The following is a 25,257-nucleotide window of genomic DNA, read 5'->3' as shown; positions in this document are numbered from 1 at the left end:
ATATATCCTTACAGTCTTGCCCAGGCCTCGTTCAGGGTCCTTTTCGCGTTAGCGATGACCAGCTCAGATGATTCGCCAGGGAGCGGTTTTACCTCAAAGCTTACGATCCTTGGCTCGCTCTCATTCAGATAGCCAATCTCAAAGAGAACCTTGAGGAAATCCACGAGCTCTTTTACGTCATTCTCTCCCCCGGGTATGCCAAAGCGCGGATGCGCGTCACCATAGGCGGGGTGGGATGGATCTTTGACTACTGCGTTGCCGATATGTACATGCACAAGGTGGTCTTTTACCGGTGCCAGTGCCTCATGCGGGGTCTGGCGCAAGAGGGGGAGGTGGCTAAGGTCAACCATAAGGCCGAAGTTATCAAATTCCTTCTTCACTCCCTCGGCTATTCTGAGCGCTATGTCATTTGGACCTACTAGCGCCTTCTTCTCAATATCTCTATCGAAGATCTCCAGGACAACGCGCATATCGCCCTTGGCTTTGGCATGGGCACACAATTGTTTGATAGAATCAATAAGGGCCTCGCAGGCTGCATCTTCCCTATCCTTGCCTGGGTATTTTCCGGAAAGGAAAGCAAGACCGCAGGCACCCATTTCATAAGCCTCGTCGATTCCTTCTTTCAGAGTCTGTATGGTCTTCTCCCGGACCGCGGAATCAAGAGAATTGATGTCCAGCCCGGTGGTGAGGGTGCGAGGTTGTGCCCCATATGCCACGGTCATATGGGCGGTATCTAATGCCTGTTTTGCCGCCTTTCGGGTTTCGGGATCTTTGATCCAAGAAATCTCTACGGCATTGAAATAAGGGTCTTCCGCTATTCTTGTGAGGGTTTCGAGAATCGGCCCCTCGCCTTTCATGACTTGCGGATAGGCCATGAAATGGATAATCCCTACTTTGACATATTTGTAGATGTTGTCTCTCATGGTACGCCTGCCATTTGCGCCATCACATCTCCGATGGCTGATGGCAATCAGCACCCCTTTCTTTTTATGTTAGGGATAGTACGAACCCTTCCACAGTCCTGAGATGCTTGGTGGCTGCAAGTCGTGCAGCCTCTTCGTCCCTCCTTTCTATAGCCTCTGCGATTTCGTGGTGTGATTGGATGGCGGTATTGCGCCCCTCTGGAAGGCGCGCAACCCTTCGGTTAGCCTCCAGGAGGAGTTCTCGGAGGATCATGTTTGTTTTCGCTAGAATAGGATTAGCCGCCGCCTGGTCTACCTTTTTATGGAACAGCATATCGTAATTCAAGAAGTCCTCCACATTGGTGGAGGCACTATCCTCCATATTGTGAATCGTATCTTTGATATCATTTAGGCATTCATCCGTTCTCCTGATGGCGGCAAGCCCAGCGGTTTCAACCTCGAGGATCGCTCTTAGCTCCAGGAGATCCTTCACATTGTCTCGATCCAGCATCAGCACATATGAAAGGGGCTGGAGAACCCTCTCCGCTGTAGCCCTGGACACAAAGCTTCCCTCGCCAGGGCGTATCTCAATCCAACCCATCAGTGCCATCGCTCTTAGCGCTTCCCGGACAGAAGCCCTGCTGACCCCCAACATGTTCGCGAGTTCCCGTTCCGGAGGCAGCTGAGTGCCTATGGGCAGCCGACCATCAAGGATAGAATTCTGTAATTGCTCAATAATCAAATCGAGCATTTGAGGTTTCTTGATCTTGGTTAGTTTTCCGAAGGCTTCAGACGACAAGCTATCCTCCCCTGATCACCTGACTACTGGTCTGGCCACTAGTCCTATATACCAACTTCTGAATACGCCACAGGTTCGAGAATTCCTTCTTTGCAGTCATTAACTATGTAGCGATTTAAGGAAATCTGGTCAAGTTTCTTATGGTTTCCCCAAAATATTGGAAGGAGAAACCGATCAGATGTAGAAATATCGCTGAGATGCGAATATGCCTAAAAGAGGCCACCTGCCTGGTGGACATACATAGGAAGTCGTTGGTCTGATCAGAAGGGAGGGAACCATGGCTTCTCCTTATGCGTGAATACAGGGGTATCCGCCATGGCGGAAATGGGATGAATATGCGTGATGCCATTCGGAAGGTCCTCACGGTAGTCGCTCTGATAATACTTTGTATTGCCTATGTGACAGGTTATGTTCGTTTGGTCCGCACCCGCCAGGATGTGCGCGCAACCCTGGCGGAGATAGAACTATGGCAGAGTGAGAACCAAAAACTGGCCAAGGAGATCGAATTTCTCAAAAGCGATGAGTATATAGAAAAAACTGCCCGGGAGAAGCTTGGTCTCGTGCGCCCTGGAGAGACTGCGGTCATCGTATGCGAGCCTGTGAGACCCGAGGCCGCGTCGCCGGTGAAGAAGAGGCCTAAGGATCCGCGTTTGATATTCGGTGACTGATTGCGAGCGAAAAGCCTCGTTGACATGTTGAATCTGTCATTGTTATAATATGAGTGCGCTCGGATCATACGGTTTCAAATAAAAAGAAATGGTCGGCGCACATAAAATGGCTTGCGGGGGTCGGTCTCTGATTTATGCTGGAATCAACCACAAATGATGTTTCCCAACGGGAATCTACCTTTGAGGTGGGCAGTATCATCGAGGGTCGAGTGACGAACATCGCTCCTTTTGGGGCCTTTGTGGAATTGGCCCCGGGGAAAACAGGTCTTGTTCATATTTCCGAGATCGCTAATACTTATGTTCGGGATATCAAGGATTTCCTCAAGGAAAATGATATTGTGAAGGTAAAGGTCATATCTGTCCAGAATGGTCGCGTGGCCCTTTCAATCAAGCAAGCTGACGAAAACTACCGGCCACCCAAGAGCCGTGGAGACTCTCGGGCTTCGCGTCAGTCCTTCGAGGAAAAGCTTGCCCGATTTATGAAAGAAAGTGAAGAGCGACAGCAGGACCTGAAAAAACTCCTAGATTCCAAACGGGGTGGTAGGGGAACAAGGGCCTCCCGATCTGAAAACTTTTAGTCTACATCCCAGCCAACGCCCTATCCTGATCCTGGTAGAGACGGATTTGGCATTGCGGAACGATATGAAGGTATATTCAGCGGGCACCGGAAATAGGTGCCCTTATTTTGTTTATCTGGGTTAGTTTTATTTACCCGGGCTGGTGTTTCCATTTGCCGTTCAGGCAATCATAATCTTGGCTATAGCTGCTGCAGGCCATCGATAGAAGAGGAGTCGGGGTTCGGGCATTTCGGACATCAGGAAGGGATATATGGGATATATGATAGGGTCTTATTCGCCAATATCACCTGGGGATGAAGAAATCATCACGCGACAACTCCGGAGGCGGCCAAGGGGCCTCGCAGGTGTCGCCAGGAGATGCCCCTGGGGCGCGCCTATGGTGGTGATAACCCATCCGCTGTTTGAAGGTCGTCGGATCTTTCCCACCATTTACTGGCTTACTTGTCCTTTTCTAGTCAAGGCCATAGCAAAGCTAGAATCAGAAGGAGAGATAGCCAGGATCAGCCAGGAGTTCTCCGAGGATAAAGAGCTATATTCCCGGCTCATAGAAGCACACAGGTTATACGCTGAGGATAGGCTTTCCCTCTTGAGTGAAGAGGAAAGAGCGATTCTATCTAGGGAAAGGCCGCAGCTTTGGACCGCGCTCTCCGGGCGGGGGGTGGCTGGCGTTCGATATCAGGATGAAAATGCACGGGGCGTCAAATGCCTGCATGGCCACTACGCTCATTTTCTTTCCGGAAAAGAGAATCCCGTTGGCGAGGTAGTTGAACGAAAATTGCAGGAAATGGGGATTCTACGGGACAAATATGGGAGATTTCACGTGGAACAAAGGGCGTGTCCGTTTCAAGAAATTTGTCTTGGACCTGTTGACAAAGAAAATAAACCATGATAATATTAAACCAGATTAAACAAAAGGATGTGCTGAATGGAAGGAAAAGAGGAAAGAGCGACTATACCGCTTGATGATGCATTGCTCCTGACTACAGCCAAATTATTTTGTTCGGCGCTTATTGTGGCTGTGACAGGCCCTGCCCTTGAGGAGATAGCTAAACTTGCTCTAACGGATGTGCAATTTGCTGCCTTGCGGTACATATTTCTTCATGACCCGCCAGCTGCGAGTGAGCTAGCCGAAGGGCTGGGGATAAGCGGCGCGGCCGTAACCAAGCTTGCCGATCGGCTGGAGCGTAAAGGATTGATTGCGCGCAAACCGGACCCGGGGGATCGTCGTACACTCCGACTCGTGCTTACGGATGAAGGCCGGAGCATAACCGAGGACATAATGCGAAGGGAACAAGGGCGGTTCGATGAGATACTTGAGCGTATGCCCGCATCAAGCAGAGAAGCATTGGAATGCGGTATGAAAGATTTCCTCAAAGCCAGCCTGACTTCTCCAAAAGATATAGAACGTATCTGTCTCAGGTGTGGCTGGGCGCATCAACCGAATTGCCCGGGCAGCAGGATTTATGAGAGCTTGACGGGTAAGACCGTGAGTAGAGTATAGGGCGCTTGCTGGAGGCGAATAGCGGATGATCCTCAACATATGGTAAACCATGCTAATAATATTTCATGTTAAGGGGGTGTCAATAAAAAGGACTTTCACCTGTATCCGTCCAATCTCCCCATCGTATACTGGATATTAGACTAATCTAAAAGGAGGTAATTTAAATGGAATTGAGGGGCAGCAAAACAGAGGCAAATCTCAAGGCAGCTTTTGCTGGTGAATCCCAGGCCAGAAATAAATACACCTATTTCGCGGAGGTAGCTCAGCGTGAGGGATATGAGCAAATAGGGGCGATCTTCCGAGAGACCGCGGATAATGAGAAAGAGCATGCCAGGAGGATATTCAAGTTCCTAAATGGCGTGGGTAAGACCCCCGATAACCTTCTTGCGGCAGCGGAAGGAGAGAATTACGAGTGGACTACGATGTATAAGGACTTCGAAAAGACTGCGAGGGAAGAGGGATTTACTGATATAGCTGATTTCTTCAAGGAAGTCGCAGAGGTAGAGGAAGAGCACGAGAAGAGATATCGTAAATTGTTGGAGAACGTCAAGAATGGAGTAGTATTCAAGAGGCCCCAGCCTGTGGCGTGGAAGTGCCGGAATTGCGGGTATGTCCACAGGGGCACCGAACCCCCGGAGAAGTGCCCATCTTGTACATTCCCCAAGGGGTACTTTGAGATAATGGCCGAAAACTACTGATGCTTTCGTTCAATATATGTTCACACACATTGGCTCCAAAAACCGGTTGATGGTTCGCTGCGCCAGGTGTCTCTGATCCCCCGATTCCCCCAGTCCCCCGGCAAGGCTGAAGAAGAAGGCGCAGCGGCCTTTTTCAAAGGGCCCTGCCGCCCAAATTGCTTGATAGACGTGGCGGCAGGGTTCTTGCGTGTACCACGGATATCGGGTAAGATGGGGGCAGGCGAAAGAGGGTGATCGCTTGATTGGCATTCCGCATCTAGATAGTCCTATCACTATTTCGGGGATAGAGATACGGAACAGGATCGTAATGCCTCCCATGGTTCGTTTTGGTTGGGCTGGGACCTCTGGAATGGCCACGGACAGGCACATCGAGCATTACGCAAGGCGAGCGCGAGGAGGAGCAGGCCTCATTATCGTGGAAGCTACAGCAGTCTCACCCGCTGGCAGACTTTCAACGTCTCAGCTTGGCATATGGGACGATGCGCACATTCCGGGTCTGCAGAAGATAGTCAGGGCCTGTCATCGCGCTGGAGCTAGAATCGTCCTTCAGATCCATCACGCCGGGGCGAACACCAATCCCGAGAATGTAGGAGGGACGTTGGTCGCACCTTCTGCGATCCCAGTGCCGGGAAGAAGATCCTCAGCGGTGCCTCATCCATTGACGCAATCTGAGATACGGGCAATTGTGCGAGAATTCGGCCTCGCTGCCGAAAGGGCGGAACGCGCTGGTTTTGATGGTGTAGAAATCCACGGAGCTCATGGATTTCTTTTGAGCCAATTCTTGTCGCCGCTTACCAATCAGCGTACTGATGAATACGGAGGGTCCTTGGAGAACCGGTTGAGGTTCCCTTTGGAAGTTGTGCGGGAGGTCATGGCGCGCCTGAGTCCCGGTCTTCTGATCGGGTATCGTCTCGGGGCATCTGATCTCATTGATGGGGGGCTCACCATCGAAGAAGGGAAAATCGCCGCCGGGAAGCTCCAGGCCGAAGGGGTCCATCTGATTCATGTATCTAGAGGATTTTCCGACGGCTCTCCAGCGCAGGCTCCCGGAACAGGCGAGTTTAGCCATCTTGTAGATCTTGCCGCATCAATAAAGGAAGTGGTCCGAGTACCAGTAGTGGCGGTTGGCGGAATAAGGCTACCTAATACTGCCCGGGACATTCTCGCCCGGGGTTTCGCCGACATGGTAGCCATAGGTCGCGCTATGCTTGCCGACCCCGATTGGGCTGGCAAGGCGATTTCAGGGCACGACAGCGATATTGTCAGATGCCGCCAGTGCGAAGGTGGCTGCAGACATGACGCCGGGAAGTGTCCTGTAACAAAGGATTGAGAAATTGCGGGGATAAGGATCGATGGGCGCAGACCGCTGGGCACAGCGGACGCGGACTGTCAGGCACAGATGGAGTTGATCATCGCATGGAACGACGAGAGGGGGCCCATCGCCCCCTCCTACTCGATACACGATTCGACCCTACCTGACATTCTTCTCAAGAAAATACAAGATGAACCAGATGACCACTATGAGCCCTACGAGCTCCAACATTTATGTTTCCCCCTCTCGACGTGCTGTTCGCACTCAAAGGATCTTCTACCTCTATATTCATTCGCGGTTGTGTTGCTTTTTCCCTCTAATGGAGTCTAAAGGAACAATGGAATTATTAGGCGGATATGGGAATCACATTGATGCTGCCCTTAGAGAATGGTCCAAAGAGGATAGTCCAATTATATTACTCTCCCTGGCATGTCTTTATGCTACCCAATCTGGGTTAGGACCTTGTCACGGTTAAAAGATCTTGCTCCGGCGCGCAACAAGATCACATTGATGGCAAGCCCTGCCCCTATGACTTGCCCGGGGGCGCTTGTCGCATAGTGCAGCAGCATGGGCGCCTTGTATACCACGAGCAGCAAAATCGGAAGGTTGATGAATGCTCCTATCTGTTGGGCGGCTCTGACGGTATTTATCTTCGATGAAATCACCACCGCGAGGCTTACCATGGTAAGCACTACTAAGGGAACCAGTATCACGGCGCCAATAATGGATTCAAAGTCTGGCGAGAAATTCATGCCGAATTTGACCCGTGCAAGGATATAGCTTGCCGTAAGGAAGATGGCCTGCACCATGACCACCAGCACCAAAGGCGGGAAAAAGGAACTGATCACTTTGCCTGTAAAGAGCTCCATATTGGTGATTGGCGCGGCCAGCAGCGGCTCGATGGTGCGCGCTTCTTTCTCACCCACAAAGCTTATCACGGCAAGCTGCATAGAAAATGTGGCTGGAAGGATACTGGAAAGGAGAAACATGAGGGGGAACGTAGCGCTTTTTATTCCCCCGGGCGCCACCTTTACTGCATTCATCCCGACGAACGCGTAAAATACGGGCAGAACAAGTCCGGTTACGATGATAGTATATACAAACCTGGTATCCGAGAGCATCTCTCTTAGCTCTCTCGATGCTATGATTATGCTGCGGTTCATAAGTCGGCTTCGGGAGACTCGACCTGCTGTCTCGGTAGGCTGGATGACCCGTTGCTATCCCCCTTGATTATGGTCATATAGATTTCCTCAAGACTTTTCGCCGATTCCTCGCATGTAACGACACCAAACCCCGCGCCCATAAGGGATCTCAGAACCTCAGGATTTGTGGTTTCAGGGCGCTTCGTGGAAAAGGTGATCCTGATGACATCCCCATCTTCTCGGTTGGCGCTTACCCCATCAACGCCGGGGATACGTTCGAGCCCCCGGATTGCCGGGTTCACGTCCACCTCCGTGTGGGTTGTATCCAAAACGCATTCTATATGAAACTCTCTGCTCGCTCCGCCGCCTCGAATGATATCCTGCGTTTTTGCGAAATATCTCAACCTGCCATGATCTATGATGCCGATCCAATCAGAAAGTCGCTGCGCCTCGTCCAGGTTGTGAGTACATAGGAGGAAGGTCCTTTTCTGTTCTTCTTTCAAGGAGATTACATAATCACGGAGTATCTTGGCACTTTCCGGATCCAACCCTGATGTTGGCTCGTCCAGGAAGATAACTTTTGGGTCGTGAAGGAGGGCGCGTGCTAAAGCGACCTTCTGCTTCATGCCTTTGGAGAAATTGCCGATACGCTTTTCTGCATGCTCAGAAAGGCCGAAGAGCCTGAGGAATCTTCCCACCCGCTCCTGGATTTCCCCCGCTGGCATTCCATAGAGTCTGGCGAAGAAGACCAGATAGTCCTTGATCCGCATCTTGTCATAAAGGCTTGGATTCTCTGTGAGAAGCCCAACCTGGCTCCTTATTTTGTCTTTATCAGAAAGAATAGAATATCCCGCTACCATGGCATCACCTGAATCAGGGGTGATCAGACATGATAGCATCCTCACCGTGGTCGTCTTCCCAGCGCCGTTGGGGCCCAAAAGGGCCAGGATTTGTCCTGGAGGAATATGGAATGAAATTGAGTCCACGGCAATGTGGCTATTAAAGCTCTTACATAACTTTTTGCATTCAATCATGGCAATCCGGCGTTCTACCTCTACCCCGGGAAATGCGCGCCTCGATTTTCATCCGTCTAACGGTGCCGCCCTGGCGGCACGGGGGTCGCTCCAGGAATTATGCCTCCCATTTCTCTATGTCTGAATACATGATCTTATTCTCGTTGAGAAACTCCTTCAGGCAAATCTCGGCCTTCTCCATCCGCCATGCTACAACATGGCATATGGCGCCGGAACTTGAACGGAAGCAAGCATCAGACTTATTCTACCCCATATGGGAGACTGGGGCAAGATACCTTTGGGTGTGCCGCCAGCCTGTAGAAGCTTTCGGGCATCCTCAAGAGATTCTTTCGCCTGCGTTAATCTATAGCTGATTAGCGTTTTTACATTTTCGTCCAGGCTCATAGTGCAACTCCTTCTCTTTTGACGGTCTTATAAAATGGTGAAGCCTTCAGAGGGGAATTCTCCACCTCCGCTTTGGTGAAAATGGAAGGCACGATAACAATATTCCGTTCAAACCCGATTTCCCAGACAATATCACGAATGATCTGCTGCTGTTCCTCCGTCAAATCATCCGTTTCAAGGTAGATATCCATATCGGATTCTGAATTGGCCGTTCCCCGTGCACGGGAACCGAAGAGACGAAAGTCATAGAGGCGAACATGCCGCGCCAATCGTCTTTTCACTTCCTGTGCGACTGCCAGATCTTCGGGACGGGGTCTCACGGACGAAGCCTCCTTTTTGATGGCAGGCGAGATTCCTTCCTGAATTTCCAACTTTTGCTTTTAGATTATCCTTATAATATGGTTGGCTATCCCTCTCCAAATCTTGGACACAATAATGATTCAATTTATGCCAGCCAGTTTGTGATCTTGACCAGAGCCTATCTGCTTGCTACAATGTAAGCTGTAGATTCATTCTCGTGACGATAGCGTTTCATTGCCGGAGTGGCGGAATGGCAGACGCTGGAGACTTAAAATCTTCTGCCAGCAATGGCGTGCGGGTTCGAGTCCCGCCTCCGGCACCATATCTTATTTCCTGTATACACCTACTTTGAGTCCTTCATCTAGCATAGCAAGGAAATTCTCCAGCGGTATATAATTCGCTACGGTGTTTCCGGTTCCTAAGGCATAACCGCCACCTGGCATACAGGCTTCTAATACCTGACGTGTCCGGGCTCTTACTTCATCAGGGGTAGAGCGGCAGAGGAAATCGACATCTATACCTCCTAGCATGGTCATGGCGTGACCATAGCGTTTTTTCATCTCCTCAACCGGCATTATACGATCCTCAAATGAGTGCTTCGCGTCAATGCCGCAATCGATGAGGTCCTCCATTATAGCGGAAAGGTTTCCGCATGAGTGGAGGATAACTGGCAGATCGCTGGCGTGACTCGTCTCGACATATTTACGATACCAGGGAAAGACATATTTCCGGAGAAAATCCGGCGGCATGAGGGTTTGAGTCTTAAAGCCAAGATCATCGCTAATAAGAACAGCCCCTACAGCGTCCATTCCGGCAAGATCTTGGTATATAGACAAATAGGTCTGTCCTACCCGGTCGAATACCGCCTCCACCAAGTCTGGCTGGTCGTAACAAGCATATGACAATCCTTCATATCCCATAATAGCCATTGGATCTTCCAATACATGCCCTGTGAGGACGATGACCTTCATTCCCTCTGGGGTTATGCGCTCGGCTTCCTCGATCTCTGAATAATCCGCTTGCGCTGGATCTGGCCAGGGATACTGTTCGAAATCATCCCAGTTTCTGATCATTCCCTGAGAAGCAACGTTAAAAGTGCGCTCTGCTCTCGCGAGATAGGCAGTGTCTGCCGTGGAAGCGCGCCCTTTGGTGGGAAAATCCACGCCTTTGACCCAACAGACCACATAGTCATAACCGAGTTTGACATGATAATCGATTCTATCCTGCAGGGTCCGGACCGGGCGTCCCAGGATAGCCTCCATGACCTCCTGGTCCGCAAATAGTTCATAGAATGGAACTCGATCCGGTTCTCCTTCTCGCTTTAGGACTTTTCGTAGACGAGAGAAATCTGGGGACTTTAGATTAGCCATCGACTCACGCGGCGCCGGAAGGAAGCCCCGACGTTTATATCTGGGGAGAGACGCCGCTCCCTCCTTCTCTTGTTGTCTGAATCCTTTCGCACTACTAGCTACCACGCTGCAGATAATGTCTTCGACAGGGACCCCAATACAACCTGCTTCACCAGACAGTATCATCTCCGAAAATGAATCTCCATTATCTTCATCATACTTGACTTTGTTGGGGCTTCGTGTTATTTTGTACTTGCAAATGATTTGCAGAAAGTATTTCAGGAGGTATATGGCTGCGGACTGCATGTCCTATTTCATGTATGGTGCGGCCCAAGCCTGGAAATCATGCCGGATGAGGGACTCAAACTCGATGCTGATAGATTGCTCAAGCAGCATGGCCTTAGATTGACAAGGCAGCGCCGGGAGATCGTAGATACGTTTCTGGCGACGGAAGGGTATCTGTCACCGGAAGAGGTTTACTCTGAAATATCGCGAAGAGGCATCCCCATGGATGTCAGTACCGTCTACCGAAACATGAAGACCCTGGTTGATGGGCATATTTTGAGAAGGGTGGATGTCTCGGGGGCGATAGCGAGGTATGAATTGATATGTAAGGCAGATCAGCATCATCATTATCTGGTATGTGAATCGTGTGGCCGGGCTGTCGGATTTCAGGATTGTAGTGTGGGGGAAATCGAGGAAAATCTTGCTAGACGAACGAAGTTTCAAATCAAGGGACATCATTTGCAGGTTATAGGAATATGTCCAGAGTGCCAGGAATCTTCTGACACTGACTCCAACACTGTTACGGACGCGAAATCCACGACGGGCATGGACCCCGCCAGGGGAAAGGGTTGATTTTGGCATGTCTCACCTGCATATACCAGATGGGCTCCTTCCAATGACCTGGGTCGCCGTCTGGTCTGCTTTTGCGATCGCGTTTTTCATGATATCGATGTATATGCTTCGGCGGAACTGGGGCGCGCGCATCATCGCGAGGATCAGTATATTCGCCGCAGTTATGATCTTAGCGATGTCTGTAGAATGGTTCGGGGTCTATCATCTTAATCTCGCTGTCCTGGCCGGGATTTTGCTGGGACCATGGGCGGGATTCATTGCCCAGGCCCTGGCTAACGTAATACTGGCTCTCATGGGGCATGGGGGCATCACCTCCCTCGGATTGAACATAGTAATCGTTGGAACCGAGGCCATGGTAGGATATTTGATCTTCAAGGCTATGTCTTTGCTTATGATGCGGGCGTGGTCGGGTAGGCCCGTCCCTGAACATAGGCGCCCTCGTCGGCTCGGCCTATCAGCATTTGTTGCAACAATCATTTCACTTATGATCTCTTTTTCTTTCATGGTCTCTGCAGTAGGCTTCAGTCTGGGCGGATGGGATGCGGTATCAGAGACCCTGGCGCACAATCACAATCATCTGGAATCTCAGGCGGAGCCCCATGATCAGAGCAATATCTCGTCCTTCTCCCTTTCGAATTTCGTCAAAGTCATGGCGATTCCAGCGCTTGTAGGGTGGCCAGCGGAATCCATATTAGTGGCAGCTATGGTGTCATATATTGCCTCGGTCAGGCCGGGCTTTTTTGATGTGATTCATAATTAGGAAAGGTAGGGAGATTGCGGCCGATTTCGCAGACTCAAGCTTCTGGCTTATCCCGAATGCTATTCGTGAGTCCGCGATGATGGCCGCGAGTTGCCTTGGAGCTCAGAGTCGTAGACTATCTTGCAAATAGTGGTAATTCCCCTTTGCATAGGGCCGCCCCGTGGTCCAAGCTGCTCGGGGTCGCTATGGTCCTCATTGTCATAATAGTATCGAGGAATCCAGCGCTTATCGGCTTTATCTTGGCAGTCCAATTGTTGATCTCACTGCTCAACAGGACACTGACATGGCCCGTAGCCTCTATCGCGGCATATCCATTGCTCTTCGGGGTTTTATTCGCGATAAGCCAGGCGAGGAATGCCCCTATGCTGGCGGTCCTGGTGATCTTGAAGGGGGTTGCCGCGGGGCTCATGCTAGCTACGCTGATGGTGACTACCTCATATATCGATGTATTCGCGACGTTGGCCAGGATCATGCCGAAGCCGCTGGTGGAGATGCTCTTTATGGCATACCGCGGGTTTTTCCTTCTTGTAGATAGACTGGAAGGGCTCATGCTTGCCGTGAAATTGCGGAGAGGCCGGGGAATTTATGGAGCGATCCACGGTTATTATAGGGGGGCGCAGAGCCTCGGCGCTCTTGTCCTTTCGTCCTTTGATCTCATGGAGCGAGTCTACATGGTCATGGAGCTCAGGGGAATTGAACCAGGGAATATGAGGGGTCATGTAAAAGATGCTGCGGCAAATGGCCCTATATCGAATGAAAGTTGCGATATTCGGCGTCATCCTCAGGGGAGATTTCATCTGAAGATCTATGATCTCATGCCGCTTGCCGCCGGGGTTGTCGCGATTGTAGGGTTGGTGATGATCCATTGAAAGATCTAGGAGAACCGCTGGTCAAGGTACAATGCATAAAGCATACCTATCCTGACCGAACGCAGGTGGATCTGTGTGGCCTTGATTTCACCGTTCGCCGGGGGCAGCGCGTCGTAGTGCTTGGGGCGAATGGATCGGGCAAGACTACTTTGCTGTTTCATATTGTTGGGATATTGAAACCTCTGGAAGGAAATGTGCAGGTTTTCGGCATGGATCCCGCCAAGGAATTCTGGCGTATCCGTGACCGTATCGGTGTCGTGTTGCAGGAACTCGATGAACAAATAATAGGCCCTACGGTATGGGATGACGTATCCTTTGGCCTCAAGAGCCAAGGCCTTTCGCGAAGCGAAGTGGACGCGCGTGTGGGTGAAGTCTTGGGAAGGCTTGGAATCAGTCACCTGACGAAGCGGATTCCACATTATCTTAGCGGTGGGGAGAAGCGGAAAGTCGCGTTGGCTGGAGCACTGATAAGGCGACCTGAGCTCCTGATACTTGACGAGCCTTTTGCTGGGGTAGACCCCGGTTCTAGACGAGAGCTCATCAGTCTGCTATCCGAGTTGAACCGCGAATCGGGTCTCACATATATAATGGCGTTGCATGAGGTGGAGCTTGTGCCGGAAGTGGCCGACTATGTCTATGTGATAAAGAAAGGCGGCATAGCGCTCAAGGGGACCCCACGCGAGGTCTTTTCGAGAGGGGACCTTCTCAGGGAAAACAACCTGGATGTTCCTTCGCTGGTTGAGCTTTTTGACGCGCTCAGGGAACGCAACTGGCCGGTGACCATGCCCCTTACCATCCCCGAGGCTGCAGACCAGTTGGAACGCATGATCGGGGGCTAGGTCAGGCGTTTTCTCAGCTTGCACACGAAAAACCCTTCCATGGTATCGGATGGCAGGATGCGCATACATTTCCTCATGTCATCAGGAGGGACGATGCCATTCACGCGTTCCGGGATCGATAGAGGGATTTCATCAATTGTCACCGATTCTGCGTGATTTTCAAGGAGCCAGGCTATATTTTCTTCATTTTCTTCAGGGGAGAGGGTGCAGGTGGAATAGACCAAGATGCCACCTGGTTTCAGGGCTTTTACGGCGCTTTCGAGGAGCCTCCTTTGAAGGGAAGCAAATTGTTTAATCTTTTTCGTGTTCCACCCTGCATATGTCCTTGGGTTATGGGCCAGAAACAGGCCTTCACCGCTGCAGGGAGCATCTAGCAGCACCTTGTCGAAATATTCGGGGTAGGCTTTGCCGAGAGATGCGCCGTCCTGAATGGAGATTTCCACGATCTCTACACCCTGGACCCTTATATTATATTCAAGCACTTTTGCTCGTACGGAGTTGATATCGTTTGCCAGGATGTACCCTTGATTTCCCATCATCATAGCCATTTGGGCGGTTTTGCTTCCGGGCGCCGCGGCCATGTCGAGCACTTTTTCCCCAGGCTCCGGGACCAAGACCAGCGGCGGGATCATGCTTGAAAGGCTTTGCAAATAGATATGCCCCTGCTTATAGATGTCCAGACCTTCGAGATCCCGCTCCCGCTTGTTCTTTATCACCAGGGCGAGATCATACCACTGGACCCTGTCAAATTTTACATCAAGATCTCGAAGATATCGCATGACACTGCGTATGTCTGATCTAAGGGTGTTGACCCTCAGGGTTGTGAATCTTGCAGCACCAAAGCCGTGTAAGATCTTGTCAGCAATAGATGGCCCAAATAAGAGATAGAGTCGATCGACGAATTCTCTGGGAAGCCTTTCTGCCGTCTGTCGGATGGAATAGCGAATCTTTCCCAATGTCTGCTCTCCTTTCGAGACCTCCTGAAATCAGATGCTGCTGAAGAATTCCGTGGAGACTGTCGGAGCGCCGCTTTGCGTTCTTACTTTTCTCTGCGGCTTTCAAATATCCTGCAGCCGGGTCTTGACGTTCCTGAGATTTGTGCTATACTAAGTTATGGCACTTGGTACGCGCACAAGTAAGATGTCGCCAAATGTCATCGCGGGGTAGAGCAGCCGGTAGCTCGTCGGGCTCATAACCCGGAGGTCGCTGGTTCGAATCCAGCCCCCGCTACCAACTTTTTTATTTCAAGTAGCATTTTGAATCTATGATGAATGTGCTGGCGGCGTAGCTCAGCTGGTCAGAGCACACGGTTCATACCCGTGGCGTCACTGGTTCGAATCCAGTCGCCGCTACCATAGTTTATCGCAGTCTGCCGGAAATCCGCGGCAGGCTTTTTTACGTTCCCTCCTTCTTTTTGCCCGCCAGGGAATGATTCCTTCCATACAGGAAATATATGAACATCCCGATGATGAGCCAGAGGACAAATCGAACCCACGTCAGGCGGGGAAGGTTGGCGGCAAGATAGCCACAAAAGATTATCGTCAAGATCGGCGTATATGGCATGAATGGTGTCTTAAATGGTCGGGGTAGATTGGGCTGGGTTTTGCGAAGGATGAGTATTCCGATGGAAACCAGCACAAATGCTGTCAGGGTCCCTATGTTCGCAAGCTCCGCGACCATTCCGATTGGAAGCAGCATTCCGATTAGAGCTACCACGATCCCTGTCACTATCGTCACCATATACTGGGTTCCGAATTTACGATGTATCTTGGTGAAGGCTGCCGGCAGGAGGCCGTCTCTTGCCATGGCGAAAAAGACGCGGCTTTGGGCGAAAATGGTTACCAGCAGGACGCTGGTCAGGCCTGTGAGGGCGCCGACTGAGACTATGGCCGTGCCCCAGGGAACGCCGGCCTGGAGAAGAGCAAACGCCACCGGCGCAGGGGTGTCGAGCCGTCTATAATTTACCACCCCTGTCAGTATGACTGTCACCAGTATATATAGGATCGTTGAGATGCCAAGAGAGGCGATTAGCCCGATTGGAAGATCACGTTGAGGTCGTTCCACTTCTTCAGCCGCAGTCGCAACTGCGTCAAATCCGATATACGCGAAGAACACAATGGCGGATCCTCGCATGACTCCTGACCACCCATAGGGGGCGAATGGCGTCCAATTTGAAGGTTTTATATGAAATATTCCTATTCCAATGAAGAACAGGACAGCCGCAAGCTTTATGGCCACGATGAGCTTATTGGCATGCGAGCTTTCCCTCGTGCTGAAGACGAGAAGCGCTGTTATGGCCAGGGCTATGATGCCGGCCGGCAGGTTTGCCACTCCTCCTGAAAGCGGCGATGCGATTGCCCACCGGGGTAGATGGATCCCCGCCGCACGGAGGAGATTTACGAAATATCCGGACCACCCTATGGATACGGCTCCGGCGGATACCGCATATTCCAGGATGAGATTCCAGCCGATCACCCAGGCGATTATCTCGCCCAGGGCTATGTAGGAGTAGGTATACGCGCTTCCTGCCACCGGGACCATCGAGGCGAGCTCTGCATAGCACAGGGCCGCAAGCCCGGCTGCTGTCCCAGAAATCATGAAAGATATAAGCACGGCAGGCCCCGCATATCTCGCCGCAGCAACGCCAGTCAGGACGAAGATTCCTGTCCCTATTATCGCGCCTATTCCAAGAGCGGTAAGGTCTGTGGGGCCCAAATTACGTTTCAGGGCGCTTTTATGATAGGCGCTGTCCCTGCGGAGAGTTTCAACGGATTTCTTGCTCCATAGCCCCATGAATATGACACCTTCGCGCAATGAACTCGGTTTCAGTATTTATTATTCTACTGTCACGCGAAAATCATCGGCAGACAATGCCCTATTTTTTGCCTTCGTATGGCACCCCGTCTGCGGCGGGTGGGGTGGAGCGGCCAACTACGCCCGCAAGGGCCAGCATGGTGAGGATATATGGAAGCATCAGCCAGACCTGGCGTGGTATAAAAGTTAGGCCGACAGTCTGGGCGTTCATCTGAAACGCGTCGGCAAAACCAAACAGTAAGGATGCGCCAAGAGCCCCGAGTGGTGTCCATTTTCCAAAGATCATGGCGGCTAGCGCGATGAACCCGCGACCGTTTGTCATGTTTTCTTGAAAGATAGACAAAAGGCCGATGGATAGGGCGGTTCCGGCCAGCCCTCCCAGGATTCCGCTTATGGCAACGCCTAGGTACCTCATATGAAATACATTGATGCCGACGGTTTCAGCTGCCTCTGGGTTTTCGCCCACGGCTCGAAGCCTCAGACCAAGGGGAGTCCTGAACAGTACATACTGGGCAAGGAGTGCGATGAAAATTGCGATATATACTATAGGAGTATGTCCGCTCAGGATCTGAGAAGCCGTGGGACCTATCACAGGTATCTTGTCGAGGCCAGGTATCACCCAATCAGGCAATTTCGGGACGGGCGGCGTCTGGCCTGGATGACCGATAAATTTCTGGAGGAGAAATCCTGTAAGGCCTAAGGCCAGCATATTAAGGGCCGTGCCGCTGACTACCTGATCTGCCTGGAAATTTACACAGACTACGGCGTGGATCAGGGAGACCAGGAGGCCGGAGACTACTCCCGCGAGGACCCCGAGCCATGGGTTCTGTGAATACATGGAGACTATGGCCGCAAAGAATGATGCCACGAGCATGATCCCCTCGAGGGCAATATTGACTACTCCGGAGCGCTCAGAGAAGACGCCACCCAGGGCGGCCAAAGCCAGGGGGGTCGCCAGACGGAGGGTGGAGATCCACAGCCCGGGTATGCTCAGCAGCCACCAAATCTGGCTCAAGATTTCCTTGAATGATTCGATCACGCGACCTCGGCCTCCTTTGCCGGGGAGGACTTCGATGATATATTCCTCCCACGGCTTCTCACAAGATAATTGAGAAACTTCTCCGCAGCTACGAAGAGAATGATTATGGATTGGACAATGGTGATAATCTGCTTTGGAACCCCGGCAAGGATCTGCATCTGCGCGGCGCCGGAGGTAAGAGCGCCGAACAATAGCGCGCTCAGGACCACGCCAACAGGGTGATTGCCCCCGAGGAGAGCCACGGCTATACCATCGAAGCCGTAGCCTGTCCAGGTGAAAATATCGACGAATTTATACTGGATTCCCATGATGTGGATAGCGCCAGCCATTCCGGAAAGCGCGCCAGATAGGAGCATAGCCTTCACAAGGTTGGATGGCACATTTATGCCTCCATATCTAGCTGCCTGGGGATTTCGCCCAACCGCCCTTATTTCATAACCAATTGTGGTGTGCCATAGGATGTAATATACAGCCATTGCCGCTGAGATAGCCAGGATGATGCCGGCATTTGCGCGGTAGTTGGCGCCCATGAAAGCCAGGAGGCGAGGCAATCTGGCGGCCGGGCTGATCTCAGGCGAAACGGGCAAAAAACCTTTCGCCATCATCGGGCCGTTGACAAGATAATTCGCGAGGTAGAGAGCTATATAATTCATCATAATAGTATTGATGACTTCGTGAACTCCTCTGTAAGCTTTCAGCAGGCCCGGAATCAGCGCCCAAAGCGCTCCGGCAGCCATACCAAAAAGCAAGGTGACTGGTAGGTGCAATATCATCGGCAATCCCGCGAGAGCATAACCAATCCACGCCGCCCCAAGCTGCCCCAGGATGAATTGTCCTTCCGCACCTATGTTGAAAAGGCCGCAGTGGAATGCCAGGGCTATGGAAAGACCGGTAAGGACCAGCGGTGTCATGGCAACCAGTGTTTCGGAGATATTCTGAAGGTTGCCAAACGCTCCAATTAGCAGGGCGCCATATGCTTTGAAAGGGTCTTTCCCGGCCCAAAGGATAAGTATGATTCCTGTGGAAAGAGCCAGCATGAGGGCCAGGATCGGGGAGGCGAGCCGTCCGCTAACGATTCCTTTCCGCATAGCCATCATGGATATTAGTCCAACGAAGATAAAGGGGATCATATAAAATATTGCCTGAATGGAAAAAAGAGTTCCCTTTATTATGTCCCCTTTTAGTAGGATACAGAGTAGAAGATATGCCAAGACTGCGCCTGAGATGATCGTGGCGCGTCTATTTCTCACAACGATTCCCTCCAATCTGTCGCCCCTTATGATGGGCTTTCTACGACGCGTCTTGGAGCCGCATTGCCCCTGCCATAAGGAGGCCGAGGGTCTGTTCGGTGGCTTGCTTCGCCGGCATCTCCCCGACAATTTCACCTTCATACATTACAGCGATACGATCGCTGAGGGCCAGGATTTCCTCGAGCTCCAAAGACACCAGGAGCACCGCCTTTCCGGCTTCCCGCGCAGCCAAGAGCCGGCTATGGACGAATTCTATCGCCCCTACATCCAGACCGCGTGTCGGCTGAACCGCTATTATCACAAGAGGATCTCTCGACAATTCACGGGCAAGGATGACCTTCTGCAGATTGCCACCCGACAGGGAGCGCACCGGAACATCCTCGCTGGGAGTACGAATATCAAATTCGCGAATTCTCTCAAGGGTGGCGCTCCGGACATTTTCCCACAGTATCCTCAAGCCCCGCGCAAATGGGCTCTTGTTATGGGATTCCAGGATCATATTTTCTGCTACGGTAAAGTCCGCGATCAATCCTCTCCGCACGCGATCTTCTGGTATATGCGCCATTCCTGAGGCAATTATCTTGCTAGGGGGAAGATTCGTTACCTCTTTTCCATCCAGAAAAATGTGCCCACTTGTAGCTTGCCTCAGGCCGGTGATGACCTCCACGAGCTCTGTCTGCCCGTTGCCCTCGACCCCCGCGATCCCCAGGATCTCGCCAGCGCGAAGCGAGAAACTCACCCTCTTTAGCGCTGGGAGCCTCCGGTTATTCAGAGCGGTGAGGTTATGTACATCGAGCAGCACTCTACCGGGCTCTTGTTCCTTCTTCTGAACCCCCAGGCTTACATCACGACCCACCATCAAAGTGGCGAGTTCATTGACATTTGTCTTATGCTTTTCAAGAGTGCCCACAACTTTGCCGCGCCGGACGATGGTCACGCGGTCAGCGATGGCCATCACCTCGGTCAGCTTATGTGTAATAAAAATGATGGACTTTCCCTGACGCGCGAGGGACCGCATCGTCTCCATCAATTCATCCACTTCCTGTGGCGTCAGGACAGCAGTCGGCTCATCTAGAATGAGGACCTCCGCTCCTCTGTAAAGGGCCTTCAGGATCTCCGTGCGCTGCTGCATTCCTACAGAAATATCCTCCACTCGCGCGAATGGATCTACTTTGAGTCCATACTTCGCGGACAATTCTGTCACCTGGCGGGCAGCCTCACGAATGTCCAGATGGATGCGCGCTTTGGACGGCTCCATTCCAAGAATGATGTTCTCTGCTACTGTAAATGGCGGGATCAACATAAAATGCTGATGCACCATGCCTATGCCAAGCCGGATGGCACAGGCGGGATCATTAATCTCCTGTTTGACACCCTTGACATAAATCTCGCCCGAATCTGCCAGATAAAGTCCGTAGAGAATCTTCATCAACGTGGTCTTCCCGGCTCCGTTCTCCCCTAGGAGGGCATGGATTTCGCCCTGGCGCAGCGAAAAATCGATATGATCATTGGCCAGCACCCCCGGGAATTGCTTCGTGATACCCCTCATGCTTATAACTTCCGCGTTCTCACGACCCGCCAAGATTCATCCTCACTCCTTTTGGGGACACTCTTTCGGTGGCATCCTCAGTAACTTTGACCTGGGTATGGATACTTCTCCCGGCGGACGCAGCAGCCTTAGGTATGGATACTCCTCCCGGCGGACGCAGCCTTGCTGAGAGGCTGCTCAGTGATCCTCGGCCCTCAGGCTATAAGGCCTCGGATCAATGCCGCCGGTCGGAGTATCCCAACCCCGGGTCTACGAGGGTGTGGGTGGTATCGGCCCAGCGGCGTTCCCTGATAGTGTTGCGTCCACCGAGAGGAGCACCCATCCCCTGCAACCAACGGATCAAGGCTTCCAGTTCGCTACGTCCTTCGGAACCTCCGGGACCTTGATCTTGCCGGAAATGATGTTCTTAGCCCATTCATCAGCCTTTGCTATAGCCTGGCTGGATGCGGTCTTGGATGTACTGGAGCAGTACCCCACGCCATTTTCCTTGAGTCCCAAGACCACTAATCCAGGCTTGAATTTCCCTTCTGCTACCGCCTTGGCGCCGGTAAAGACTCCTACATCGACTCTTTTGATCATGCAGGTTAGGACATTGTTGGGGGCCAGGTGATGCTGGTCAGAATCCACGCCGATGGCCCAGAATTTCTTTTCCTTGGCAGCCTCTATTACCCCGATGCCGCATGCGCCTGATGCATGGTAGATCACATCCGCGCCGGCGCTGTGCTGGGCCAATGCCAATTCCTTTCCTTTTGCAGGATCATTGAATGATCCGGTATATGCCGCCAGCACTCTTGCCTTGGGGTTCACCGCTTTTACTCCTGCCTTGAAACCGGCTTCAAACTTCTGTATCAAGGGGAATTCCATGCCGCCTACAAATCCAATGATATTCTTCTTTGTGGTCATGCCTGCGATCACGCCCACGAGGAATGATCCTTCTTCTTCCTTGAATGTAACTGACATAACATTGGGTGCCTCTACGACACTATCGATTATCCCGAAATGAACATCAGGGTATTGTTTGGCTACATTCTTAACCGCATCGGTCATCAGGAAACCTATTGCCCATATCAGATCGTACTTCTGCTCCGCCAGGTTACGGAGATTGGGTTCATAATCATCCATCTTCTTGGACTCAATGACCTTGATTTCTGCTCCTAGTTCTCTTTGTGCCTGAAGCATGCCACGGTAGGCTGCATCGTTGAAAGACTGGTCGCCAAGTCCTCCTATGTCAGTGACCATGGCGATCTTCAATGACTTTTGGGCCCATGCCGAGGGTACGCCGAGGAGGGCAAGAATCAGAAGACAAGTCAGGATACACAACAGAATCCTATTCCCGCGAATCAATCCAACACTCCTCCTTTGGTTTTATTAGCCTTGTTTGGCTCTATTTTGTCCGAAGGAGATTATTCTTCATTGCTGGAAGGAATCCTTTCACGTTTCCATTTGGATCTTCGGGGACAATAGAGGAATTTGTCTATGAATATAGAAAATCTTAGACGTATGGGTAGGGGGCGCCCGCGGTTTCATGTCATTGGGCCTTACGTTGAGGGGGAGGAGGCAGATGCAAACCGACAAAGTCAAGGTGTTGGCGGCGGAAAACAACAGGGATCTTTGTAATGTGCTAGAGGACATTATCAGAGGGGAACCGGACCTTGAGTGGGTCGGGGCGGCCTATGATGGGCTGGATGCCCTCGAGAAGATCGTAAGTCAAAGGCCTGATGTTGTTCTACTTGATATGATCATGCCATATCTTGATGGTATGGGGGTTCTTTCAAAGCTGCAGGAAATGGACCTACCCAGACGGCCAAGAATAATTGTGCTTACAGCGTTTGAAGAGGAGGCCATGGTCCGATCCACATCGCGTCTCGGCGCCGATTATTACCTTCTCAAGCCGTTTGATAGGGCAAGCCTGGTGAACCGCATCAGGCAGCTGGGGCGTGAGGGACATGCATTGGATAAACTCGTATTTAGGAAATCCTCGAGGGACATTGACCCGCCCGTCGATAAAGATAAAGAAGAAGACCTCGAGGACAGGGTAGCCAGGGTACTCTATAAGATGGGGGTTCCTACCTACTTCAAAGGGTATGCATACCTCAGGGATTCTATAGCAATGGTCTCGCAAGACATGGGACTTCTCAATTCAGTGACCAAGAGTTTGTATCCTAGGGTTGCAGAGAAGCATGGCACAACGCCTCTAATTATCGAAGCGGCCATCCGGTATACGATTCAGAAGACATGGATTCAGGGGAATCTGGATTATATATACCAGATTTTTGGTCATGCCGCGCATTCCCGAGGGGGCAAACCCCCTACTAATTCTTTTTTTATCGCGCGGATAGCAGAAGAGCTTCGCCTGAAGATGCTTGAGAACGCTTGATCCCAAGGTGTGCGCCAAAAAAGCGGTTGACAGGTTGTCGCGGCATGCTATAATTGAGCAAGGATTCTAGCGCATCTGAGGACCTTCATCCGGGGATGAGATTCCCGGTGAGGGTCTTTCATAGTTCAGGGAAAGAAATCCGTCTATATTGCGGAAAGAGATCCGTTTATAATTGACATCTTGTGCTTGCCATGAAAGAGGACTGCAGTCCACATCGGGGTGGGCATCTATTTTATATTCGGCGTCCTGCCCTCGCGAGAGAAGGGGACTGATATGGAAAACTTGACAGATGGTGGCCCATTGCTTGGCCGGATCATGACATCACTAAGACAGCTTACTCCACCTCAGGTACTTGTCCTGGGATTTATGGCATTGATCATCGTCGGCGCGATCTTGCTGACGCTCCCGGTGGCTTCTCGAAGCGGCAATTCAGTAGGATTTCTCACCGCGCTCTTCACCGCCACATCGGCGGTTTGCGTGACGGGGCTCGTGGTTGTGGATACTCATGATGCCTATTCCCTTTTCGGCCAGATAGTTACCATGCTCCTGATCCAGTTTGGGGGCTTAGGCATAATGACCATATCTACCTTTGCGCTCTTGGTGCTGGGAAGACGAGTTTCTCTCAAGGGCAGGCTCTTGATCCAGGAAGCCATGAACCAGTTGACCCTTGAGGGGATGGTTCGTCTTATCCGTAATGTAATAATCGCTACCGTCATCATAGAAGGGATAGGAGCGCTCTTATTATCCATCCGGTTTATTCCTCTTCTCGGGGTGGCTAAAGGGATTTATTACTCTGTGTACCATGCTGTATCTGCCTTTTGTAACGCTGGATTCGACCTGTTCGGCGGCTTTAGGAGCCTTGCTGATTTCGTGGGGGATCCCCTTGTATCGCTTACGATAGCATCTTTGATAGTCCTTGGTGGGCTTGGTTTTTCAGTCCTGATGGATATTTTGCACTATAGATGCACGAGGCGGCTCCACCTGCATACAAAGGTCGTCCTGGTCACTACTGCAATCTTGATTGCGCTTGGAACAATCCTTATCCTGGCTATAGAGTCAGACAACCCTGATACCCTGGGAAGGCTACCATTTGGGTCTAAACTGCTGGCCGCCTATTTTCAGGCGGTTACCCCCAGGACCGCGGGTTTTTCCACAGTCAATATCGGGGCGCTTCGTCCTGCCACCATATTTCTCGTGATCTTGCTGATGTTCATTGGTGCATCTCCTGGCTCTACTGGAGGCGGCATAAAGACATCTACTTTCGCCGTGCTTATTCTGGCCGTTCGTTCTGTGGTCAGGGGCAGAAATGATGTCGATGTCTTTGAGCGTAGATTGCCTACAGGATCCGTCTTGAGGGCCCTGGCAATAACCATGATCTCAGCGGCTTTAGTGTTCACGGGAGCCATCATATTGGCTGTGTCTGAGGGAAAGAGCCTTCCGGAAGTTCTTTTCGAGACCGTATCTGCCTTTGGAACAGTGGGGCTCAGTATGGGGATAACCCCCACCCTTTCCACCTTGGGCAGGTTGGTGATAATATTCATAATGTTCGCCGGTCGTGTCGGTCCTCTCAGTATTGCGCTGGCCTTGGCTCAAAAACAACAGGCCAACGGTGTGAGGTTTCCTGAGGAACGCGTCATGTTAGGTTAGAATATCATGATAAGGCGTTCAAGATCGGTGTAACAATAATATTGAGTCAGAGGGGGCCAGACTATGCTTCCAACACCAAAGAAATTTACCCTTGTTTCGGGGAGCGCGGAGGGCAAAACTAAGCTCACGGCATTTGACAAGGCGCTCCTGGCATCCGGGATAGGTAATCTCAATCTTCTCAAAGTATCAAGCGTTTTGCCTGCCGGAGCCCAATACGTGGAGAAGCTGGATATCCCGCCTGCTTCACTCACCCCTACGGCATACGGCTATATCACTAGCGACGTCCCGGGGGAGATCATTTCTGCGGCTATCGGCGTGGGTATGAGTGATGGTACTTTTGGGATCATAATGGAGTTTTCAGGTAAGTGCAGCGCTGCTGAGGCTGAGGAGCAGATCAGAGAGATGGTCAAGGAAGCCTTTGAAGTCCGGGGTATGGATCTCACCGACATCAAGGTCAAAGCTGTGGAACATAAGGTGGAGAAGATAGGCTGCGCTTTTGCAGGAGCAGCTCTCTGGTATTAAATCGGCCCTCCATTCTCAGGATCGGGTCTGGTGCCAAACTCGCCATTCTCAATATAGGGTAGGGAG

General features: G+C 51.5%; 26 protein-coding genes and 3 tRNA genes. 16 read left to right on the top strand and 13 right to left on the bottom strand.

Annotated features, from left to right (window positions below; translation table 11 throughout):
- Positions 1–8 precede the first annotated feature (8 nt).
- Both HPY52_03920 and HPY52_03915 read right to left on the bottom strand, forming a co-directional pair.
- Positions 9–923: a sugar phosphate isomerase/epimerase gene (locus HPY52_03920; GenBank protein NPV79412.1), complete on the bottom strand. Its 915-nt coding sequence runs from the start codon at positions 921–923 to the stop codon at positions 9–11.
- A 64-nt stretch (positions 924–987) separates the two neighbouring features.
- On the bottom strand, positions 988–1,701 hold the full coding sequence (locus tag HPY52_03915; protein ID NPV79411.1) for a FadR family transcriptional regulator: 714 nt from the start codon (positions 1,699–1,701) through the stop codon (positions 988–990).
- 290 nt (positions 1,702–1,991) lie between these two features.
- Here HPY52_03915 and HPY52_03910 point away from each other — a divergent pair, with 290 nt between their 5' ends.
- From HPY52_03910 to HPY52_03885, 6 genes are all read left to right on the top strand, one after another.
- On the top strand, positions 1,992–2,369 hold the full coding sequence (locus HPY52_03910) for a septum formation initiator family protein (GenBank protein ID NPV79410.1): 378 nt from the start codon (positions 1,992–1,994) through the stop codon (positions 2,367–2,369).
- A gap of 134 nt (positions 2,370–2,503) precedes the next feature.
- Positions 2,504–2,947: a S1 RNA-binding domain-containing protein gene (locus HPY52_03905; GenBank protein NPV79409.1), complete on the top strand. Its 444-nt coding sequence runs from the start codon at positions 2,504–2,506 to the stop codon at positions 2,945–2,947.
- A 250-nt stretch (positions 2,948–3,197) separates the two neighbouring features.
- Positions 3,198–3,836, top strand: a complete 639-nt coding sequence (locus HPY52_03900) for a DUF501 domain-containing protein (protein NPV79408.1) — start codon at positions 3,198–3,200, stop codon at positions 3,834–3,836.
- Positions 3,837–3,872: 36 nt separating this feature from the next.
- Complete coding sequence (locus HPY52_03895; GenBank protein ID NPV79407.1) at positions 3,873–4,448, top strand: MarR family transcriptional regulator; 576 nt, start codon at positions 3,873–3,875, stop codon at positions 4,446–4,448.
- Positions 4,449–4,612: 164 nt separating this feature from the next.
- Entirely contained in the window at positions 4,613–5,146 is a 534-nt protein-coding gene (locus HPY52_03890) for a rubrerythrin family protein (GenBank protein NPV79406.1), read from the top strand.
- A gap of 238 nt (positions 5,147–5,384) precedes the next feature.
- The gene (locus HPY52_03885; protein NPV79405.1) at positions 5,385–6,476 is read left to right on the top strand and encodes an NADH:flavin oxidoreductase; all 1,092 of its coding nucleotides are present in this window, start codon (positions 5,385–5,387) and stop codon (positions 6,474–6,476) included.
- Between the two features lie 422 nt (positions 6,477–6,898).
- Here the strand turns inward: HPY52_03885 and HPY52_03880 are convergent, their stop codons facing one another.
- From HPY52_03880 to HPY52_03865, 4 genes are all read right to left on the bottom strand, one after another.
- On the bottom strand, positions 6,899–7,621 hold the full coding sequence (locus HPY52_03880) for an ABC transporter permease subunit (GenBank protein NPV79404.1): 723 nt from the start codon (positions 7,619–7,621) through the stop codon (positions 6,899–6,901).
- Positions 7,618–8,634, bottom strand: a complete 1,017-nt coding sequence (locus HPY52_03875) for an ABC transporter ATP-binding protein (protein ID NPV79403.1) — start codon at positions 8,632–8,634, stop codon at positions 7,618–7,620. Before HPY52_03875 ends, HPY52_03880 begins: the two co-directional genes overlap by 4 nt.
- Positions 8,635–8,823: 189 nt before the next feature.
- Positions 8,824–9,018: a hypothetical protein gene (locus HPY52_03870; protein NPV79402.1), complete on the bottom strand. Its 195-nt coding sequence runs from the start codon at positions 9,016–9,018 to the stop codon at positions 8,824–8,826.
- Positions 9,015–9,389 carry a nucleotidyltransferase domain-containing protein gene (locus HPY52_03865; GenBank protein ID NPV79401.1) on the bottom strand — a complete coding sequence of 125 codons (375 nt, stop codon included), beginning with the start codon at positions 9,387–9,389 and terminating at the stop codon, positions 9,015–9,017. The genes HPY52_03870 and HPY52_03865 overlap by 4 nt, the downstream gene beginning before the upstream one ends.
- 165 nt (positions 9,390–9,554) lie before the next feature.
- Between HPY52_03865 and HPY52_03860 the strand changes: the two genes are divergently transcribed.
- Positions 9,555–9,640, top strand: a tRNA-Leu gene (locus HPY52_03860).
- A 4-nt stretch (positions 9,641–9,644) separates the two neighbouring features.
- Here the strand turns inward: HPY52_03860 and HPY52_03855 are convergent.
- Complete coding sequence (locus HPY52_03855) at positions 9,645–10,853, bottom strand: uroporphyrinogen-III decarboxylase-like protein (GenBank protein ID NPV79400.1); 1,209 nt, start codon at positions 10,851–10,853, stop codon at positions 9,645–9,647.
- Between the two features lie 78 nt (positions 10,854–10,931).
- Here HPY52_03855 and HPY52_03850 point away from each other — a divergent pair, with 78 nt between their 5' ends.
- The 4 genes from HPY52_03850 to HPY52_03835 all read left to right on the top strand — a co-directional run bounded on the left by HPY52_03850 (position 10,932) and on the right by HPY52_03835 (position 13,993).
- Positions 10,932–11,525, top strand: coding sequence for a transcriptional repressor (locus HPY52_03850; GenBank protein ID NPV79399.1), 594 nt, complete (start codon positions 10,932–10,934; stop codon positions 11,523–11,525).
- A gap of 7 nt (positions 11,526–11,532) precedes the next feature.
- Positions 11,533–12,285 (top strand): energy-coupling factor ABC transporter permease, encoded by a 753-nt coding sequence (locus HPY52_03845; GenBank protein NPV79398.1) that lies wholly within the window; start codon positions 11,533–11,535, stop codon positions 12,283–12,285.
- 95 nt (positions 12,286–12,380) lie between these two features.
- On the top strand, positions 12,381–13,154 hold the full coding sequence (locus HPY52_03840) for a hypothetical protein (protein ID NPV79397.1): 774 nt from the start codon (positions 12,381–12,383) through the stop codon (positions 13,152–13,154).
- Positions 13,151–13,993: an ATP-binding cassette domain-containing protein gene (locus tag HPY52_03835; protein ID NPV79396.1), complete on the top strand. Its 843-nt coding sequence runs from the start codon at positions 13,151–13,153 to the stop codon at positions 13,991–13,993. Before HPY52_03840 ends, HPY52_03835 begins: the two co-directional genes overlap by 4 nt.
- On the opposite strand, the gene HPY52_03830 is transcribed toward HPY52_03835, so the two are convergent.
- Positions 13,990–14,949: an RsmB/NOP family class I SAM-dependent RNA methyltransferase gene (locus HPY52_03830; protein ID NPV79395.1), complete on the bottom strand. Its 960-nt coding sequence runs from the start codon at positions 14,947–14,949 to the stop codon at positions 13,990–13,992. The two genes, HPY52_03835 and HPY52_03830, sit on opposite strands and share 4 nt — an antisense overlap.
- Positions 14,950–15,150: 201 nt before the next feature.
- Between HPY52_03830 and HPY52_03825 the strand changes: the two genes are divergently transcribed.
- Together HPY52_03825 and HPY52_03820 are read left to right on the top strand one after the other, a co-directional pair.
- A tRNA-Met gene (locus HPY52_03825) sits at positions 15,151–15,226 on the top strand.
- Positions 15,227–15,271: 45 nt separating this feature from the next.
- A tRNA-Met gene (locus tag HPY52_03820) sits at positions 15,272–15,348 on the top strand.
- Positions 15,349–15,388: 40 nt separating this feature from the next.
- On the opposite strand, the gene HPY52_03815 is transcribed toward HPY52_03820, so the two are convergent.
- The 5 genes from HPY52_03815 to HPY52_03795 form a co-directional block, all read right to left on the bottom strand.
- Complete coding sequence (locus HPY52_03815; GenBank protein NPV79394.1) at positions 15,389–16,786, bottom strand: amino acid permease; 1,398 nt, start codon at positions 16,784–16,786, stop codon at positions 15,389–15,391.
- Positions 16,787–16,868: 82 nt separating this feature from the next.
- Complete coding sequence (locus HPY52_03810) at positions 16,869–17,813, bottom strand: ABC transporter permease (protein NPV79393.1); 945 nt, start codon at positions 17,811–17,813, stop codon at positions 16,869–16,871.
- A gap of 29 nt (positions 17,814–17,842) precedes the next feature.
- Positions 17,843–18,943, bottom strand: coding sequence for an ABC transporter permease (locus tag HPY52_03805; GenBank protein NPV79392.1), 1,101 nt, complete (start codon positions 18,941–18,943; stop codon positions 17,843–17,845).
- A gap of 193 nt (positions 18,944–19,136) precedes the next feature.
- Entirely contained in the window at positions 19,137–20,645 is a 1,509-nt protein-coding gene (locus tag HPY52_03800) for an ABC transporter ATP-binding protein (protein NPV79391.1), read from the bottom strand.
- A 339-nt stretch (positions 20,646–20,984) separates the two neighbouring features.
- Complete coding sequence (locus HPY52_03795; GenBank protein NPV79390.1) at positions 20,985–21,884, bottom strand: BMP family ABC transporter substrate-binding protein; 900 nt, start codon at positions 21,882–21,884, stop codon at positions 20,985–20,987.
- 322 nt (positions 21,885–22,206) lie between these two features.
- Here HPY52_03795 and spo0A point away from each other — a divergent pair, with 322 nt between their 5' ends.
- The 3 genes from spo0A to HPY52_03780 all read left to right on the top strand — a co-directional run bounded on the left by spo0A (position 22,207) and on the right by HPY52_03780 (position 25,191).
- Entirely contained in the window at positions 22,207–23,022 is an 816-nt protein-coding gene (spo0A, locus tag HPY52_03790) for a sporulation transcription factor Spo0A (protein NPV79389.1), read from the top strand.
- 315 nt (positions 23,023–23,337) lie between these two features.
- Positions 23,338–24,669 (top strand): Trk family potassium uptake protein, encoded by a 1,332-nt coding sequence (locus tag HPY52_03785; protein NPV79388.1) that lies wholly within the window; start codon positions 23,338–23,340, stop codon positions 24,667–24,669.
- 63 nt (positions 24,670–24,732) lie between these two features.
- Positions 24,733–25,191 (top strand): arginine decarboxylase, pyruvoyl-dependent, encoded by a 459-nt coding sequence (locus HPY52_03780; protein ID NPV79387.1) that lies wholly within the window; start codon positions 24,733–24,735, stop codon positions 25,189–25,191.
- Positions 25,192–25,257: the final 66 nt, after the last annotated feature.

The sequence above is a fragment of the Bacillota bacterium genome (assembly GCA_013178415.1).
GTDB lineage: Bacteria > Bacillota > SHA-98 > Ch115 > Ch115 > Ch115.
This window is presented reverse-complemented; position numbering and strand designations above follow the sequence as displayed.